Genomic DNA, 18,597 nt, shown 5'->3' with positions numbered 1-18,597 from the left:
TTATAATCACGCCATTCGGGCGATTAATTATTTATTGAGGCATTTTGTTATGGTACCTGTGGTCGCGCTGGTTGGGCGTCCCAATGTGGGAAAATCTACGCTATTTAACCGCTTAACCCGCACACGTGATGCGCTGGTAGCGGATTTTCCTGGACTGACTCGCGATCGCAAATATGGTCGCGCCGAAGTGGAAGGGCGCGAATTTATTGTTATTGATACCGGTGGTATCGACGGCACCGAAGAGGGTGTTGAAACGCGGATGGCCGAGCAGTCACTGCTGGCGATTGAAGAAGCGGATGTCGTGCTGTTTATGGTCGATGCGCGTGCGGGCATGATGGCCGCCGATCAGCAAATCGCTAAGCATCTCCGTTCCCGCCAGAAAGCGACTTTCCTGGTGGCCAACAAAACTGACGGGATGGATCCTGATCAGGCGGTTGTGGACTTCTATTCACTGGGCCTGGGCGAGATCCACGCCATTGCGGCATCGCATGGTCGTGGTGTGAGCAGCCTGATAGAAGAGGCACTGCTGCCATGGATGGACAAAGTTGAGACGGTCGAGCTCACGGAAGAAGAAGAGAACCAGGCGTACTGGGCTGCGCTTGAAGCTGACGAGATTGCTGAGCAGGAAGCCGCCGAGGAAGAAGAAAACTTCGACCCGACGGGCCTGCCGATCAAACTGGCGATTGTTGGCCGTCCTAACGTAGGTAAGTCAACACTTACCAACCGTATTCTCGGTGAAGACCGCGTGGTGGTCTACGATATGCCGGGCACCACCCGCGACAGCATCTATATTCCGATGGAGCGTGATGGACGTGAATACGTTCTGATCGACACGGCGGGCGTGCGTAAGCGTGCCAAAATCTCTGACACCGTAGAGAAATTCTCGGTGATCAAGACGCTGCAGGCGATTGAAGATGCCAACGTGGTGATGCTGGTGATTGATGCCCATGCCGGTATTTCCGATCAGGATCTGTCGCTGCTTGGCTTCATTCTCAACAGTGGTCGTTCGCTGGTGATTGTGGTCAACAAATGGGATGGCCTGTCGCAGGAAGTGCGTGATGAAGTGAAAGAGACACTGGACTACCGTCTGGGCTTTATCGATTTCGCCCGCATCCACTTTATCTCTGCGCTGCACGGCAGCGGCGTCGGCAATCTGTTTGAGTCGATCACTGAAGCCTATGACTGTTCGACGAAGCGTGTAAACACCTCGCTGCTGACCCGTATCATGAATATGGCGGCAGACGATCACCAGCCACCGCTGGTACGCAGTCGTCGCGTTAAGCTCAAATACGCGCACGCGGGGGGCTATAACCCGCCTATCGTGGTAATCCACGGTAATCAGGTTAAGGATCTGCCCGATTCTTACAAACGCTACCTGATGAACTATTTCCGTAAATCACTTAACGTGATGGGAACGCCAATTCGTATTCAGTTCAAAGAGGGTGATAACCCTTATGAAGGCAAACGTAACCTGCTGACACCAACGCAGCAGCGTAAACGTAAGCGTCTGCTGGCGCATATGAAAAAGAACAAGCGTTAAGAATAGAGGGCCATCTGGCCCTCTTTTTTTTGCTCTGAATAAACCGGAGCAGGGAGAAAATAGTGACTATTATTTGCGAAAAATGTCAGCAACCGCTGTCGCTCAGTGACGGTGAATTTATCTGTATTACCTGCGGTACGCATTACCCCGCACAACCCTGCTGTCCGGCGTGTCATCAACCGCTTGAGGTGCTCAAAGCCTGCGGCGCGGTGGACTATTTTTGCCGGAACGGACATGGCCTTATCTCCCGCAAGCGCGTCCTTTTCCAGCCGCCAGGTCACTGACGCCGCTTTCAGCTACGCTTAAAACGTCTGAGAATTCAGAGCGACGACTGGCTCATTTTGTAGCAAAAATGCTATTGCGCCGTAACAAATGAGTTGTAGATATTCACTCTGTAATGTACCAGGTGGTACAATCCTGCCGCGTCGTGGGAGGGGCCAGCCACATCCGTGTTCTTCCGGCCCCTTGATCTCACGGACACGGGTCTGTTTATATTTGATTTGAAACCGAGCGGTGCCCGGCGCGGACTGACTTAACGCGCCGGCGTCCGGATGGCATCTGTCCGGGCGCTCTGTTTATTCAGGAGAGTAAGTATTATGGCTGAAACATCCTCCCGCTCCGGAAAGGGGCTGGGAATAGCATCCGTGCTGCTCGGACTGGTGCTGCTTGCCACCGGTCTGTTTTTTGCAATTGGCGGCGGCAAACTGGTTGCACTTGGTGGCAGCGGGTACTTTTTAATTGCGGGTATCGTCACTGTACTCTCCGCAATTCAGTTCTTCCGTCGCAAATCCTCGGCAGTGGTTCTGTTCCTGCTGGTCTTTGTCGGCACCCTGATCTGGTCGCTGTTCGACGCGGGCCTGGAATTCTGGCCGCTGGTATCACGCCTGATGGTGCCTGCCGGACTGATGCTGCTTGCCTTCCTGATCTGGCCTTCACTGCGTAAGCATGAAGGTAAGCGCTCACTGGCAAAACCCTCTTATGCGTTCTCTGCGCTGCTGGCGGCAGGCATGGTTGTTACGCTGGTGCAGATGTTCCAGCCTCATCCTACCGTTGCAGGCACGGGCGAAGAGCTGCCGCTAATCCCGGTAGATAAAGCGAAACAGCAGAAAGACTGGGATAACTACGGTAATACCCCGCAGGGCAGCCGCTTTGTGGCGCTGGATCAAATCACCCGCGACAACGTGAAAGATCTGCAGGTGGCCTGGACCTTCCGCACCGGTGATACCCCTGTCAGCCCGACCGGCAACGGCGCAGAAGATCAGCAGACACCGTTGCAGATTGGCAATACCCTTTATCTCTGCACACCGCACAACAACGTCATCGCCGTTGAAGCCAACAGCGGTAAGCAGATCTGGAAACGTGAAATCAATGCCAAAGCGGAAGTCTGGCCGCGCTGTCGTGGTCTGGCTTACTTTGACGCCACAAAACCGCTGCAGCAGCCAGATAAGCCGGGGTCTTCACCTGTGACTGCCGCAGTGTTGCCAGCCGGTGACAGCTGTCAGCGTCGTATTCTGATGAACACCATCGACGCGCGTCTGATTGCGATCAATGCTGACAACGGTGAGTTCTGTGAAAACTTTGGCGATCACGGCATCGTTGATCTCAAAGCGGGCATGGGCAAGGCACCGGATCCGCAATATCAGCTGACCTCAGCGCCAACCCTGGCTGGCACCACTGTGGTGGTCGGCGGTCGCGTAGCGGATAACGTGCAGACGGATATGCCGGGTGGCGTGTTGCGTGGCTTTGACGTTATCACCGGCCAGATGCGCTGGGCGTTTGACCCAGGCAATGTTGACCCGAATGCGATATTGATGCCGGGTAAAGATTATACCCGCAGTACGCCGAACTCATGGGCACCGATGTCTTACGACCCGGCAATGAACACCGTGTTCATTCCAATGGGCAGTTCGTCGGTTGACCTCTGGGGTGCGAACCGTACTGAGCTGGATCACAAATATGGCGCATCGGTTCTGGCGCTGGATGCCACGACCGGTAAAGAGAAGTGGGTCTATCAGACCGTGCATAACGATCTGTGGGACTTTGACCTGCCGATGCAGCCAAGCCTGATCGACTTCCCGCAAAAAGATGGCACTACCAAACCAGCGGTAGTGATTGGCGGCAAAACCGGCATGATCTTCGTACTTGACCGTATGACCGGCAAGCCGCTGACCAAAGTCGAAGAACTGCCGATGCCGCAGGGTCATATCCCGAACGAGCAGTACACCAAAACGCAGCCACACTCGACCGGGATGCCGCAGATTGGCAACCAGACGCTGAAAGAGTCTGACATGTGGGGTGCCACGCCGTTTGATCAGCTGGCCTGCCGCATTGGCTTCAAATCTATGCGCTATGATGGCCTGTTCACTGTGCCGGACACCGACAAGTCTCTGAGCTTCCCGGGTTCGCTGGGCGGTATGAACTGGGGCAGCATGTCGGTCGATCCGAACAACCACCTGTTGTTCGTCAATGATATGCGTCTGGGTCTGTGGGTCCAGATGATCCCGGCTGATACCAGCAATATTGCGCGCGGCAGCAACGGCGGCGAAGCGATCAACACCGGTATGGGTGCCGTTCCGCTGAAAGGCACGCCATATGCTGTGAATAAAAATCGCTTTATGTCACCGCTGGGTATCCCATGTCAGAAACCGCCATTTGGTACGCTGTCGGCGATTGACATGAAAACGCAGAAAATCGTCTGGCAGGTGCCGGTCGGCACGGTGCAGGATACCGGACCATTCGGTATCAAGATGCGCGTGAAAATGCCGGTTGGCATGCCAACGCTGGGCGGTACGCTGGCCACGCAGGGCGGCCTGGTGTTCATCGCGGGTACGCAGGATTACTATCTGCGCGCCTTTGATTCTTCAACCGGTAAAGAGGTGTGGAAAGCACGTCTGCCGGTGGGCAGTCAGGGTGGCCCGATGAGCTACGTCTCACCGAAAGATGGAAAGCAGTATATCCTGATCTCGGCAGGTGGCGCACGTCAGTCACCGGACCGTGGTGATTATGTAATTGCTTACGCGCTGCCAGACAGCAAGTAACAACACTTAATGAAAAGGGCCGACATTGTCGGCCCTTTTTTACGGAAAAGTCTTGCCTGGTTCGCTGTAAGACCGAGCATGCTCAGGGAACACGGTCAGATCGGAAAGTCGCAAAATCGTCATCCATGACTGCTCGGCCCGCGCCGTCCATGGCGCGGGACGCTTTCCTCTTCTGAACGTGTTACCTTCGCTTTAAGCTCATTTGTCGCTAACAGATGTACATCGGATTATCAGCAGTCTGAGGGCCGACATTGTCGGCCTTTTTTTTGCTTATTTACCGTCGCGCCACAGCGCCTGCAACTCAGGTGGCGCCACCTGTTCCGGAATCAACAGCACTATCGTCCCGACCTCGCGGTGCGTTGCATACTGAATCTGGATGCGAAAATAGCGTTGATCGCCACTGCCCACCTGCGCGGCTTTCTCCTCCGGTTCGCCCAGCGGCATCGCCTGCTGCAGCGCATGGCAGACGCGCTCTCTTTCTGGCGGCGGCAGATCGCCCAGCATAAAGCGTCGTTCGGCGCGTAGCCCCGGAATAAAGGCCATGCCGCCTTCACGCGCGACGATGATGGTGGCGTCATCAGTGAGTTCGGGCAGGTCACTCATAGCACGCCAACCTCCTTCCACGCCTGTTCAATGGCACTGCCGACCGATTCGTTGAACCGTTTTTTACCATGCTGAACGGTGAAGCGGGCAAAGGTCTTGAAGTCAGCATCCTGTGGCAGTTCGTCGTCACACACCGTGTCGTACCAGGCATATCCCGCCTGTTCCCACGCATAACCACCCAGCGCTGTTGCTGCCAGATAAAAAGCCCGGTTAGGGATGCCGGAGTTGATATGAACCCCGCCATTATCTTCACGTGTCTTCACGTAATGATCCATGTGTGCCGGTTGCGGATCTTTGCCCAGCATCGGGTCATCATAGGCCGAGCCAGGTTCAGACATCGATCGCAGACCACGCCCATTGATGCCGCTTGCCAGCAGGCCTTCGCCGATAATCCAGTCCGCCTCATCGGCGCGCTGTTTTTTACTGAACTGTTTCACCAGCGAGCCAAACACATCTGACAGTGACTCGTTCAGTGCACCAGCCTGCTCGAAGTAGATCAAGCCGGCTTCATTTTCCGTCACGCCATGCGCCAGTTCATGCGCCACAACGTCAATCGCAATGGTGAAGCGATTAAAGATTTCGCCGTCACCATCACCAAATACCATTTGCTGACCGTTCCAGAAGGCGTTCTGGTATTTGTCACCGTAGTGCACGGTACCGAGCAATTTCAGCCCCTGATTATCCAGCGAATTACGCTGATAAGCCTGCCAGAAGAAGTCATAGGTTACGCCAAGATAGTCCCATGCTTCCTCAGCCGCCACGTCGTCATTGCCGGGCTGGCCCTCCTGACGAATCAACTTACCTGGCAGGGTCTGCTGACTTTGCGCATCATAAATTTCACGATCCACGTGGCCGCCTGCCGCGGATTTTGCCACCGGCTGCTTTTGCCAGTGTTCCGCCATCAGGTGCTGGACGTGTGTCAGGGTGCGACGCGCCTGCTCCTGCTGGTGGCCGGAACCGTGCGCGATGATTTTGCGAAGGATATAGGGAGGAATAACGCAATAAGCCATCTGAAACTCCTTGGCGACAGGGAATGTGCCAGAAAGTATAGACCCGTCAGGCTGGTTAGACCTCATTAGTAAGGCCAGCGTTAAGTGTAAAAGTGTGAGCTGACGGGCAGAGTCAGGAGACGGTTTTGCGGCGGCGCTTTTCTGAGGCAACAACTTTGGCAAGCCATCTGAAACGCCCTGGCGACAGGGAATGTGCCAGAAAGTATAGACCCGTCAGGCTGGTTAGACCTCATTAGTAAGGCCAGCGTTAAGTGTAAAAGTGTGAGCTGACGAGCAGAGTCAGGAGGCGGTTTTGCGGCGGCGCTTTTCTGAGGCAACAACGTTGGCAAGCCATCTGAAACGCCCTGGCGACAGGGAATGTGCCAGAAAGTATAGACCCGTCAGGCGGGTTAGACCTCATTAGTAAGGCCAGCGTTAAGTGTAAAAGTGTGAGCTGACGGGCAGAGTCAGGAGGCGGTTTTGCGGCGGCGCTTTTCTGAGGCAACAACTTTGGCAAGCCATCTGAAACGCCCTGGCGACAGGGAATGTGCCAGAAAGTATAGACCCGTCAGGCTGGTTAGACCTCATTAGTAAGGCCAGCGTTAAGTGTAAAAGTGTGAGCTGACGAGCAGAGTCAGGAGGCGGTTTTGCGGCGGCGCTTTTCTGAGGCAACAACGTTGGCAAGCCATCTGAAACGCCCTGGCGACAGGGAATGTGCCAGAAAGTATAGACCCGTCAGGCGGGTTAGACCTCATTAGTAAGGCCAGCGTTAAGTGTAAAAGTGTGAGCTGACGGGCAGAGTCAGGAGGCGGTTTTGCGGCGGCGCTTTTTTTCAGGCAGTAACTGCGTCACCTGGCTTTCAACCCAGCCATCATCAAGACGGGTACGGAGCAGGTCGCCGCTCTGGAGCTGTGCGGTTTTCTTCACCACCTGTCCGGCAGTGTCGGTGGTCACGCTAAAACCGCGCGCCAGCGTCGCCAGCGGGCTGACGCCTTCCAGCTGCGCCACCAACTGACCAAAGTGCTGTTTGCTGGTGCTCAGCTGTTTTGTCATGCTCTGCTGCAGGCGGTAGTGCCAGCTTTGCAACTGTTTTTGCGCATCGAACAGCCGCTGCTGAGGCTGCTGGGCATTGAGTCGATGCGACAGACGATCCTGCTGACGCGTGGCCTGACGCAGGCGGGTTTCCATCGCTTCTCCCAGTCGCTGCTGCAGGCGGAACAGGGCGGTCTGCTGACGGGCCAGACGCAGCTGCGGATGCTGCTGTTGCAGACGATGTTCAAGGCGGGAGTAAAGCCGCTGCTGACGTGCCAGGTAGTAATCCATCGCCATCTCCAGCCGCTGTTGCTGTGACTGCAACTGACGCAGCAACTCCAGCTGGTTACGGCTGACAATTTCAGCCGCGGCGGAAGGGGTGGGTGCACGTAAATCGGCAACGAAGTCGGCAATGGTGACATCGGTTTCATGACCCACCGCGCTGACGATGGGAATGCGGCTGGCAAAAATGGCGCGCGCCACGCGTTCATCGTTAAAGCCCCACAAATCTTCCAGCGAACCGCCGCCGCGTCCGACAATTAATACGTCGCACTCGTTGCGCAGGTTGGCGATTTCAATTGCGCGGACGATAGCCGCTGGCGCATCGACGCCCTGAACCACGGTCGGGTAGATGACCACGGGCAGGGAGGGATCACGGCGATGCAGCACGCGTAACACATCGTGCAGCGCCGCGCCGGTGGAAGAGGTGATCACCCCGACCTGACGCGCCGGTTCCGGCAGCGGTTGCTTATGCTGCGGATCAAACAGTCCTTCGGTAGCCAGTTTTGCTTTCAGCAGTTCAAACTGCTGCTGCAGCAAGCCTTCACCCGCCGGATGCATACTTTCGGCAATCAGCTGATAGTCACCGCGTGGCTCATAGAGAGTGATGTTGGCGCGCACCAGCACCTGCTGACCATGCTGCGGACGGAAGGTGACGCGTCGGTTACTGTTGCGGAACATAGCACAGCGAACCTGAGCGCCATCATCTTTCAGCGTGAAGTACCAGTGACCGGATGCCGGTTGCGTGAAGTTGGAGATCTCGGCGCTGATCCAGACCAGGCCCATCTCTTTCTCCAGCAGCTGACGCACTGTCGTATTGAGACGGCTGACGGTAAAAATATTGGCGATGGGTGGCAGCGACATGTGACGAAGATCAAATTCCAAATCAGCAGGTTAATTCATCGATACTACAGGGCTGCCAGTGCGGATCAAGAGTTTTTCGTAAATAATGCTGGAGGCAATCGATTACGGCCTGTATAATGCCGCGGCAATATTTTATCTATTCTCAATCACCCGAGGTGGAGTATTGCCATGTTAAGAATCGCTAAAGAAGCACTCACTTTTGACGACGTTCTGCTCGTCCCTGCACACTCCACCGTCCTGCCGAATACGGCCGATCTCAGCACTCAGCTGACCAAAAATATCCGTTTAAATATTCCTATGCTCTCCGCTGCCATGGACACCGTGACCGAGTCGGGTCTGGCGATTGCGCTGGCACAGGAAGGCGGCTTTGGCTTCATCCATAAAAATATGTCAATCGAACGCCAGGCGGACGAAGTGCGCAAGGTGAAGAAACATGAAAGCGGCGTGGTGACTGAACCACAGACCGTCCTGCCAACCACCCCACTGGCTGACGTTAAAGCGCTGACCGAGCGCAACGGCTTTGCGGGCTATCCGGTGGTTAACCGCGACAACGAACTGGTGGGTATTATCACCGGTCGTGACGTGCGCTTTGTCACTGACCTTTCACAGCCTGTCTCTGCAGTCATGACCCCGAAAGATCGTCTGGTGACGGTGAAAGAGGGCGAAGCGCGCGATGTGGTGCTGCACAGGATGCATGAAAAGCGCGTTGAGAAAGCGCTGGTGGTAGATGACAGCTTCCATCTGCTGGGCATGATCACCGTTAAAGATTTCCAGAAAGCTGAACGTAAACCTAATGCCTGTAAAGATGAGCAGGGCCGTCTGCGTGTCGGTGCGGCAGTTGGCGCAGGTGCAGGTAACGAAGAGCGTATCGATGCGCTGGTTGCAGCGGGCGTTGACGTGCTGCTGATTGACTCTTCACACGGCCATTCTGAAGGCGTGCTGTCACGTATCCGTGAAACCCGTGCCAAATACCCGGACCTTGAAATCGTCGGCGGCAACGTAGCCACCGGTGCAGGCGCACTGGCGCTGGTTGCGGCAGGTGTCAGCGCCGTTAAAGTGGGTATCGGCCCGGGCTCTATCTGTACTACCCGTATCGTAACCGGCGTGGGCGTTCCGCAGATCACTGCCGTCTCTGACGCAGTCACCGCGCTGGAAGGCACCGGTATTCCGGTGATTGCCGATGGCGGTATCCGTTTCTCCGGTGACATCGCGAAAGCGATCGCCGCCGGTGCGTCCTGTGTCATGGTCGGTTCGATGCTGGCGGGGACCGAAGAGTCACCGGGCGAGATCGAACTCTATCAGGGCCGTTCGTTCAAATCCTATCGCGGTATGGGTTCACTGGGCGCGATGTCTAAAGGCTCTTCTGACCGCTACTTCCAGACCGATAACGCCGCTGACAAACTGGTGCCGGAAGGTATCGAAGGTCGCGTGGCCTATAAAGGCCGTCTGAAAGAGATCGTGCATCAGCAGATGGGCGGCCTGCGCTCGTGCATGGGCCTGACCGGTTGCCCGACCATTGATGACCTGCGCACTAAGGCGGAGTTTGTCCGCATCAGCGGCGCCGGCATCAATGAGAGCCACGTGCATGATGTGACCATCACCAAAGAGTCACCGAACTACCGCATGGGTTCATAATCCCGATTTCCCGCCCGGCTTCAGCCGGGCGCTTTTATTGATTAAGTCACCGTTCTGGAAAACCCTCAATGACGACGGAAAATATCCATAAGCATCGCATTCTGATTCTCGATTTCGGCTCACAATATACTCAGCTGGTCGCACGTCGCGTACGCGAGCTGGGCGTTTACTGTGAACTCTGGGCATGGGATGTTACCGAAGAGCAGATTCGCCAGTTCAACCCAAGCGGCATCATCCTTTCCGGTGGCCCGGAGAGCACCACCGAACTGAACAGCCCGCGTGCGCCTGAATATGTCTTCAGCGCTGGCGTGCCGGTGCTGGGTGTCTGCTACGGTATGCAGACGATGGCGATGCAGCTGGGCGGCACCGTTGCTGGCTCAACTGAGCGCGAGTTTGGTTATGCGCAGGTTGAAGTGACGACGCCAAGCGCTCTGGTTCGCGATATTGAAGATGCGATCAGCGCCGCCGGCAAACCGCTGCTGGATGTCTGGATGAGCCACGGCGACAAAGTCACGGCGATCCCGGCTGACTTCGTGACCGTTGCCAGCACAGAAACCTGTCCGTTCGCCATCATGGCTAACGAAGAGAAGCGTTTCTACGGCGTGCAGTTCCACCCGGAAGTGACCCATACCCGCCAGGGCCTGCGGATGCTTGAGCGCTTCGTTATCGACATCTGTGAATGTGAAGCCCTGTGGACGCCAGCCAAAATCATTGAAGATGCGGTTGAACGCCTGCGTGTGCAGGTCGGCAACGACAAAGTGATCCTCGGCCTGTCTGGTGGTGTTGACTCCTCCGTGACGGCAATGCTGCTGCATCGCGCCATTGGCGACCGTCTGACCTGTGTGTTCGTAGATAACGGCCTGCTGCGCCTGAACGAAGCACAACAGGTTATGGATATGTTTGGCGACCACTTCGGCCTCAACATTATTCACGTTGAAGGCGAAGCGCGCTTCCTCGACGCGCTGGCAGGTGAGAATGAGCCGGAAGCGAAACGTAAAATTATCGGTCGCGTCTTTGTGGAAGTCTTCGACGAAGAAGCGCTGAAGCTGCAGGACGTTAAGTGGCTGGCACAGGGCACCATCTATCCGGATGTTATTGAGTCTGCGGCCTCTGCAACCGGTAAGGCGCACGTCATCAAATCGCATCACAACGTCGGCGGCCTGCCGAAAGAGATGAAGATGGGCCTGGTTGAGCCGCTGCGTGAGCTGTTCAAAGATGAAGTGCGTAAGATTGGTCTGGAGCTGGGCCTGCCTTACGACATGCTCTATCGCCATCCGTTCCCGGGCCCAGGTCTGGGCGTGCGCGTGCTGGGCGAAGTGAAGAAAGAGTATTGCGACCTGCTGCGCCGTGCCGATGCCATCTTCATTGAAGAGCTGCATAAAGCGGATCTCTATAACAAAGTCAGCCAGGCCTTCACCGTCTTCCTGCCGGTACGTTCAGTCGGCGTGATGGGCGATGGCCGTAAATATGACTGGGTTGTCTCGCTGCGTGCGGTGGAAACCATCGACTTTATGACCGCACACTGGGCGCACCTGCCGTATGATTTCCTGGGTCGTGTCTCTAACCGCATCATCAATGAAGTCGACGGCATCTCCCGCGTGGTGTATGACATCAGCGGTAAGCCACCAGCGACGATTGAGTGGGAATGATTTCGCGTCTGGCAACAGCCAGTACGTAAAAGCAGTAAAGCACCTCTAAGCCCGCATCACTGCGGGCTTTTTTGTTTTTGTGTCTGACACTTTCTGGCAGCTGTTAGCAACGGGAAGCACGGTTTTTTCAATGGAATTTTTGATAGTACTCTCTGGTTTAGAATTCAGATTTGAGAAAGTACCATGTGATAAATGTCGATTGAGTTATGGTATTTTTTATAACTCACTTAAAAACAGAGGGTTAAATGACTTTTCTGAGCTTTTTGCAACATGGTATTAATTTATATAGGAAAACAATAAACCATGTTGACTGACACCAGGCTGCGTCACCTTAAGCCGAAGGAGAAACTCTATAAAGTTAATGACCGTGATGGTCTGTACGTTGCGATCACTCCGGCGGGGACGATCTCATTTCGTTATAACTATTCGATAAACGGAAGACAGGGGACCGTTACTTTTGGCCGCTATGGTGTTGGAGGGATTACGCTTGCAGAAGCGCGTGAACGGCTCAATGAAGCTAAAAAAATGGTTGCCGGTGGAAGATCGCCTGCGAGGGAGAAAGCCAGAGATAAAGCGCGTATCAAAGATGCGGAGACTTTTGGTGCGTGGGCTGAGAAATGGTTACGCGGTTATCAAATGGCTGAATCGACGCGTGATATGCGGCGTTCGGTATATCAAAGGGAGTTGAAGTCAAAATTTGCCCAGCAGAAACTGATTGAGATTACACATGAAGACTTACGCGCATTAACCGATAACATTTTCGAGAGAGGGGCAGCGGCGACAGCTGTGCACGCCAGAGAGATTGTATTGCAAGTCTATTGCTGGGCTATTGAGCGCGGTCAGAAGGTGGAGAATCCAGCTGATCGGGTACGGCCTGCAAGCATAGCAAAATTTGAGCCTCGTAACAGGACATTGACGGCAGGTGAAGTTGGATTGATGTACCACTATATGAAACATGTAGGCACTACGCCATCAATCAGAGCAGCGATTAATTTATGGTACGTAAAATTTAGTCATTAGTGCATTGGAATTGCAAAATATGCGGCTATGCCCGGCTAGCTTAACTTTATTAGTCTGCATGTTAATTAGACAATTCCTCGCCGTACATATAGTGGATGGGGGCATCGTGAAATAAACCTTAGGCTGGCAAGTGCTTGGCGACTCGCGTTCAGCAATCCGCCAACATGATACCTCGCATTATCTTCTCCAACGTTATCAACCTTGGCATGGACTAGCACAGTCCTTTTGGTATCTAGATTAATTTCAATAAATTCTGCAGCCTCACGGCTGGTTCGCCAGTTCGAACTGTTCTTCAGGTTTCTTAATTCTTTGTTCGATTTGAGTGGGATATTTATCTAAGTTACAGCAGTCTATTTTTCACTAAGTCTAGAAATCCAGGGCTCCAGTCGGGTAGGCCATATTTACGTAGTCAGACAAGCACGCTGAAGCACACCTTAATATCAAATCGCTGCTGGAATTTTTATAGATCATCTCATGTTTATTTTACATGTTCAACGACAGCTGTTTTAAAAAGCTAGGATAATCACGATTAGAACGTTTGAATTCAGTTGTCATCACGTTCTCCTGATTTAATCCAGGAACGTGTCAACGCTATTGAAGATGTTCTATTAATAAAAAAAGCCCATCATCTGGGCTTTTTTTAGATATTTGTATGCTGAATTATTGTGTGGCTGGATATTAATTAATCATCTGTTTGCTTTTCAGGACTGAAAAATTGATCAACGTCATCAAGACTCATGTTACGTTTGAAGTATTGCCCGTCAATAAAAACTACAGTGCCGTCATCACATTGCCAGGCTGGAGATGATGCTTTATAAACTGAGTGGCCATCTTCAATTTTAGTGAGTTTTTTTATGACGTTATCCGGTATGTTAAATTCTTCACTAATTATTTCAAGAACGATTTCATTCAATGCTTTTTGGTTTTCCAACTCAGGAAGCGATCGTGCCCACAGTGGGCCATTTATAAACCCACGAACACCATATCCAACAGAGATACAAGATTCTGTTCTTTTAGATGGTTTATCTTTTGGTCTTTCTAAGGATGCAGCTGAGTTGAAAATAACCCATACCTCATTTTTCTGTTTCAAATAATTAAGGAGTTCAGGTTTATTAAAATAGCTCCCACCAATTTCACAGAATTTTAAATGTCCAATGTTCCCGCCGATCGAGGCAATTTGTTCGGCAATGGTTTCTTGATCTTCATCTTTGGATACAATTTTTTGCAACAAAAAGCTTTGTTCTGTTGCCCATTTTTGTATTGCCTCGGAAGAGGCTAGCAGAGATGCAAAATCTCTTGCTGCCCTTACTGGTATTCCTAATAAAACTCCTCTGAAAGAACCTGTGCATATTTTTGCACCTTGGGACGAAACTGTACCTGAAATACTTTCGTATGGATGGTATCTGTTGGAAAGTCTGTCAGGATAAAGGGTCGCTCTACCAACAATTTCACCTGAATCTTCTTTTATTAATGATACGGTAGATTCGAACGGTAACCCAATTTCATCAAGATATGAATCACCCTCAACCCTTTTAAGGAAATCCGATACTGGCTCCGTTTCCCAGTTCCTACCATCTATGATCTCGAAAATATCTCCAAATGTAACTTTTATCGGAACGTTGGATGTTGGGAAACTCCTTGATATGGCCTCATTTAGAACTTTTATGCCATTTTTAGATACTGACCAAAAATCATGTTTAGTTTCCGAATACCATAAATCTTTCTGAAGTTTTTCCATATCTAGATACACGGATATTTCTGTCCCTCCAGCAGTCATTCTATCAGTGTATTCAGCTCCACACAGTAGTGGACGAGTATTCAGGCCTTCAGGAAATGATAATAGAGTTGTTTGGTCAGGGCTGGAATCAAAGCGGCGAGATTTAATTGCTATTGTATCCCCAAGCATGAAAATAGAAAAAAAACCTATTCCATAGCGACCTGAAACGTTATTTTTATGAGGGAAGTTATCGTTATACTCTCCAATAGCTGTATCGCTCAGCCAGCCGCTTTTCCCAAAGGAAAGTAGATTTTCAACTATGGAGACTTCAGACATACCTACACCATTATCTCTAACATTGAGTAAATATGAATCCTTTTCTTTAATTAACTCGACCTCAACCAACGGAGAAGGTGCTTGCGGATCTACAATTTGTCTGAGACGCACAGAGTCCATAGCGTTTTGTATGATTTCTCTTAATGCTGCCATGTTGTCATGACCGTAAAGTTGGTCACCACCTAAGTTTGCAATAAGCTGCGGAATATCTGAAATTGAAAATTCAGTATCAATTGGATGCCAACCATCGGTTTGAATACAGGTTTTTAAATTTGCTGCAGACTCGATATTTGAAACACGGCGAGCTGCAAATCGGCATTCATTTCCCCTGCGTCTAGCCAATAAATCATCAGTTTTCCTTAGCTCAACATCAATCATTTTGAGGGTGTCGTGTAACATCCACCACTCTTTGGCTTCAGTTTTAGGAAAAGGGCGTAATGCAGCGAAATACAAAGTGTCATTTCGATTTTGAGCTTGAGTTAACTTGTTTTGAAAGGTCCAGTGATGATTGGAATAGTCGGATAGTCTATTTTTTCTGAGTGCACGTAAAAAACCAGGAGCTCTACGTTCGTCAATTTGAGCTGCATCTGCAACACGAAGAACGCATGCCAATTTTAGTAGGTCAATGGACCAACTACTAGGAAAAGGGGAAGGTGCGGGGATTATTTTATCCTGCATGCTATTTTCAAGCTTTGAATGATCCCACCAATGAGATGCTGCTACTTGCCCAATAAAATCACCAAATTTGTCTCTGGCGTCTGCATCATCAATTAGGTAGCGTAAACCTGAGTCTCCTTTCCATGATACTTTAGGTAAATTCCCTGCACGAATAGCATGTTGTTCTCGAAGGAATATTTCAATAATGGATGCGTCATCAATATCTTCATTACTTGTGCTTTTGATTCTATTATGTATTCTTTTCCATTCACGTGAGTCTTTTATTTCTTCAAGACCACCTGGGTAGGCTGCCATAGTCATTGCAGAATCATGGAAAAGAAAACTGCACCCTAATACAAAACCTTCAACTGGATTGATAAAAAAATCAGGACCTACAATTTGACTGCTTATTTCCCAAAGAGCATCCAAGTGTTCTATATCATGAACTGTGTAGTTTGGAAGATCTATCGATATTTCTGATACGAGAACTCGCGCATTCTCTCTAGCTTTAGTGAATGAAGCAACGAGAGCTTCAACAGATGATTGGTGGGCTTTAGCCTGTTCACTTTCGAAGGCCATCTTCCACAGTAATGTCTCTTTGAAATTATTCACAATGCACCTAATTTAATGAGTTTTTTGGATTGATCTTATTACAATACTGACTGTAAACATCCCTGTAAATCGAACCAATCATTTTTAGAGATGTACCGACATACTAACTCTATACTCTTAGGATATTGCTATGCCTAAAGCCCCGATTCACCAAACACCTGATCATCACCGTTCTGAAGTCCGTCAAAGCCGGACGTACTGTTAAGGATGTCTGTGTAAAGCTGGTGTCTTTCAAGCCAGCTATTACATTTATGGACTACCACCGTTTTGCAAGTGCTCTATCTGGTTTTAGTTTATTGCTTACTACTATCTTGCATCAGCAATACTAAACTGTTCCCATATAGGTATGCCAGATGCGGAGATAACCAAAGCGCCTCTTTATCCAGCATAGCTTCAGCGAGCAGCTTCCTGAGTCGGGCGTTTTACTCTTCAGGTGACTTGAGCCGCTTCATTTTGGATACTCCCATGCCGTCAAACTTCCTGCGTGAGGTGTAGAAAGAGACGTCTGAAATAGCGTGCCTGCGGCAGAGTTTCCGGGCAGAAACCCCGACTTCGACCTCGCGGAGGATACTGAAGATCTGTTCGTCGGAAAAACGCTTCTTCATGGAGATGTCTTCACGTTGTTGATGAAGACATTATTAACATCGCGGTGTATTAATTAACGGGGGGCAGGGCAGATGAGTTGCCATCCTGCAGAGGCAGCCTCTATCACGAGAAAGGTTAATCCAACTTCTTGAACATTTTTACTGTGAATGGCATTTTTCATGGCAGCCTGATAGCTTTTATATAATGCTATTTTTTTAAATGGACTTTCTTGTTGAGTTAATAATAGAGTGGCAATAACCCGGTTCTCGCCGATTAAATACTGACGCTTTGAAAGCCCGCTCCTCAGCGGGCTTTTTTATTGCTCTGACCGTGTGCAGACTCGCTATTTTAACCTTTCAGCACATCCAGGTCCGTCGCTGGTGTTTTCCTGTTCACTTTGCCGGAAATTACGCTATCCTCCATGCAGTAAAAGCCCGCAACTGACGTCAGTTGTGTCCCGCTTTTACCCGCCGCTTTCATCGATCGTCCGTATCCCAAAGCCGCCGCTTTCATCGATCGTCCGTATCCCAAAGCCGCCGTTTACTGAAACCGCCTGCTGAACAGGCGATTCGCGATTCTTACGTCACCAGGAATGTTGTCATGCTCTCACTTAAAGTGTTCAGCCTGTTTTTTGTTGCCGTACTGCTGCTATCGCTGGGAGCCAGCATTGCGCAGGCGACGCGTCACAGCGAAACCGCAGAGCCGGGCGGCTGGGCGACCGCCCGACGTGATTCGTCCGGGATAGCACCCGACCCGCGCGCTTTATATAGCCTGGCTATTGTACAGGTCTATGCTGCGCCGACCTATGGCTGGAAAGGGGCGGTGGCGGTGCATCCGTGGATCATCTTCAAGCGCGCAGGTGAAACTCGATTCACTCGCTACGAAGTGATTAGCTGGGGCAGCGGCGATAAAGTCCGGCGCAACACCAACCTGCCTGATGGCTACTGGTATGGCGCAAAACCGCGGCTGCTGGTGGAACATCGCGGACCGGAAGCAGAAGCGATGATCCCGCAGATTGAAGCCGCCATTAAATCCTATCCGTGGCCGACAACCTACCGCGCCTGGCCAGGACCGAACAGCAACACCTTCCTGGCGCATATTGGCCGCGAAGTACCCGCTTTAAGGCTTGATCTGCCCGCTAACGCGCTGGGTAAAGATTACCGGCCACTGTGGCGTCCGGTCGGGCTGCCGCCATCCGGGCGCGGTGTGCAGGTGTCGATTCTGGGTGTGGCGGGAGTGACGCTGGGTGCAGAAGAGGGATTTGAAGTGAATCTGCTGGGCCTGAACATGGGAGTCGATTTCACACCGTTCCGGCTGCGTCTGCCGTTTATTGGCGGCCTGGGAAATGACAACCTTCAGCAGGATAAGCCCTGACAGTCTGGCCCCGTCAGGGGCCGTTTCACTTCAGCACACGCCAAAGTCACCCTCTTCGTGATAGAGATTGACGCTCTCTGCTTTTACTTCGATCTCTTTTTTCGCCGCATCATCAACGCGTGCACACCATAAGGTGTCGCCTTCGACGCGCAGCACCTGCATTTTCGGGCCGCCGGTTTTCGACTGAACAAAATCCTCTGCTTTAAACATATTGCCTCCGTTGTTAATCGTTTCTGCTGCCAGATGACTTCTGGCGCTGATCGTTTTTTGTGTGACGTTTTCCAGTTTATACCCTGACTGTTTTACTGCGAGAAAAAGTCTGCGCATGCTGAGCCGCACTAAGATAATTTCATCAGGTTGTCAGTTGACAACTTATCAATTCGGCGTCAGGATAGGGAAAAACATGGCAAGGAAGCGGCATCCCAACAAAGAGATCGAAACGGCGTTACGTTACGCCGAATCCCATGGCTGGCTGGTCGTCACGGGAGGCCATCACGCCTGGGGAAAAATGTACTGTCCGAAAAATCTGTTGATGTGCCGATGCGGGGAGTTTTGTCTGACCTGTATCTGGAGCACACCAAAAAACGCACATCAGCATGCCCGCGCGCTGCGACGCGTGGTCGACAACTGTCACTATCTGAAGTCCTGATGCAGCACAAGGAGAAGC

At 51.7% G+C, this 18,597-nt stretch carries 12 protein-coding genes and 3 pseudogenes; 9 read left to right on the top strand and 6 right to left on the bottom strand.

What is annotated here, in order from left to right:
- The first annotated feature begins 49 nt into the window (after positions 1–49).
- The 3 genes from der (at position 50) to LC417_RS17240 (ending at position 4,578) form a co-directional block, all read left to right on the top strand.
- Entirely contained in the window at positions 50–1,540 is a 1,491-nt protein-coding gene (gene der / locus LC417_RS17250; protein WP_010257536.1) for a ribosome biogenesis GTPase Der, read from the top strand.
- A gap of 62 nt (positions 1,541–1,602) precedes the next feature.
- Complete coding sequence (locus LC417_RS17245; RefSeq protein ID WP_072101274.1) at positions 1,603–1,824, top strand: zinc ribbon domain-containing protein; 222 nt, start codon at positions 1,603–1,605, stop codon at positions 1,822–1,824.
- Positions 1,825–2,136: 312 nt separating this feature from the next.
- Positions 2,137–4,578 (top strand): glucose/quinate/shikimate family membrane-bound PQQ-dependent dehydrogenase, encoded by a 2,442-nt coding sequence (locus tag LC417_RS17240; protein WP_050679732.1) that lies wholly within the window; start codon positions 2,137–2,139, stop codon positions 4,576–4,578.
- A 270-nt stretch (positions 4,579–4,848) separates the two neighbouring features.
- Here LC417_RS17240 and LC417_RS17235 read toward each other — a convergent pair whose 3' ends face one another.
- The 3 genes from LC417_RS17235 to xseA form a co-directional block, all read right to left on the bottom strand.
- Positions 4,849–5,181 (bottom strand): protealysin inhibitor emfourin, encoded by a 333-nt coding sequence (locus tag LC417_RS17235; protein WP_010671321.1) that lies wholly within the window; start codon positions 5,179–5,181, stop codon positions 4,849–4,851.
- A complete protein-coding gene (locus LC417_RS17230; protein ID WP_033758623.1) occupies positions 5,178–6,191 on the bottom strand; it encodes a M4 family metallopeptidase in 1,014 nt (337 codons plus the stop codon). Before LC417_RS17230 ends, LC417_RS17235 begins: the two co-directional genes overlap by 4 nt.
- Before the next feature lie 780 nt (positions 6,192–6,971).
- Positions 6,972–8,345, bottom strand: a complete 1,374-nt coding sequence (xseA, locus tag LC417_RS17225) for an exodeoxyribonuclease VII large subunit (RefSeq protein WP_033758621.1) — start codon at positions 8,343–8,345, stop codon at positions 6,972–6,974.
- A gap of 168 nt (positions 8,346–8,513) precedes the next feature.
- On the opposite strand from xseA, the gene guaB reads away from it, so the two are divergent.
- From guaB to LC417_RS17210, 3 genes and pseudogenes are all read left to right on the top strand, one after another.
- Positions 8,514–9,980 (top strand): IMP dehydrogenase, encoded by a 1,467-nt coding sequence (gene guaB, locus LC417_RS17220; RefSeq protein WP_223566180.1) that lies wholly within the window; start codon positions 8,514–8,516, stop codon positions 9,978–9,980.
- 68 nt (positions 9,981–10,048) lie between these two features.
- Positions 10,049–11,629, top strand: coding sequence for a glutamine-hydrolyzing GMP synthase (gene guaA / locus LC417_RS17215; protein ID WP_010671325.1), 1,581 nt, complete (start codon positions 10,049–10,051; stop codon positions 11,627–11,629).
- 303 nt (positions 11,630–11,932) lie between these two features.
- Positions 11,933–12,625 (top strand): annotated as a pseudogene (locus LC417_RS17210) (tyrosine-type recombinase/integrase); the annotation flags it as partial.
- Between the two features lie 706 nt (positions 12,626–13,331).
- On the opposite strand, the gene LC417_RS22545 reads toward LC417_RS17210, so the two are convergent.
- On the bottom strand, positions 13,332–15,971 hold the full coding sequence (locus LC417_RS22545; RefSeq protein WP_223566179.1) for an ATP-binding protein: 2,640 nt from the start codon (positions 15,969–15,971) through the stop codon (positions 13,332–13,334).
- Between the two features lie 125 nt (positions 15,972–16,096).
- Between LC417_RS22545 and LC417_RS22605 the strand changes: the two are divergent.
- Positions 16,097–16,218: pseudogene (locus LC417_RS22605) on the top strand (transposase); the annotation flags it as partial.
- Between the two features lie 178 nt (positions 16,219–16,396).
- On the opposite strand, the pseudogene LC417_RS17200 reads toward LC417_RS22605, so the two are convergent.
- A pseudogene (locus LC417_RS17200) lies at positions 16,397–16,576 on the bottom strand (transposase); the annotation flags it as partial.
- A 580-nt stretch (positions 16,577–17,156) separates the two neighbouring features.
- Here LC417_RS17200 and LC417_RS17195 point away from each other — a divergent pair.
- Positions 17,157–17,930, top strand: coding sequence for a DUF3750 domain-containing protein (locus LC417_RS17195; RefSeq protein WP_010260100.1), 774 nt, complete (start codon positions 17,157–17,159; stop codon positions 17,928–17,930).
- Between the two features lie 30 nt (positions 17,931–17,960).
- Here LC417_RS17195 and LC417_RS17190 read toward each other — a convergent pair whose 3' ends face one another.
- Positions 17,961–18,140: a hypothetical protein gene (locus LC417_RS17190; RefSeq protein WP_022624131.1), complete on the bottom strand. Its 180-nt coding sequence runs from the start codon at positions 18,138–18,140 to the stop codon at positions 17,961–17,963.
- Positions 18,141–18,333: 193 nt separating this feature from the next.
- Between LC417_RS17190 and LC417_RS17185 the strand changes: the two genes are divergently transcribed.
- Positions 18,334–18,579 (top strand): hypothetical protein, encoded by a 246-nt coding sequence (locus LC417_RS17185; protein WP_010671328.1) that lies wholly within the window; start codon positions 18,334–18,336, stop codon positions 18,577–18,579.
- The last annotated feature ends 18 nt before the right edge of the window (positions 18,580–18,597 follow it).

Origin of the sequence: Pantoea sp. OVA07A (genome assembly GCF_019969975.1) — a bacterium.
Lineage (GTDB): Bacteria > Pseudomonadota > Gammaproteobacteria > Enterobacterales > Enterobacteriaceae > Pantoea > Pantoea agglomerans.
This window is presented reverse-complemented; position numbering and strand designations above follow the sequence as displayed.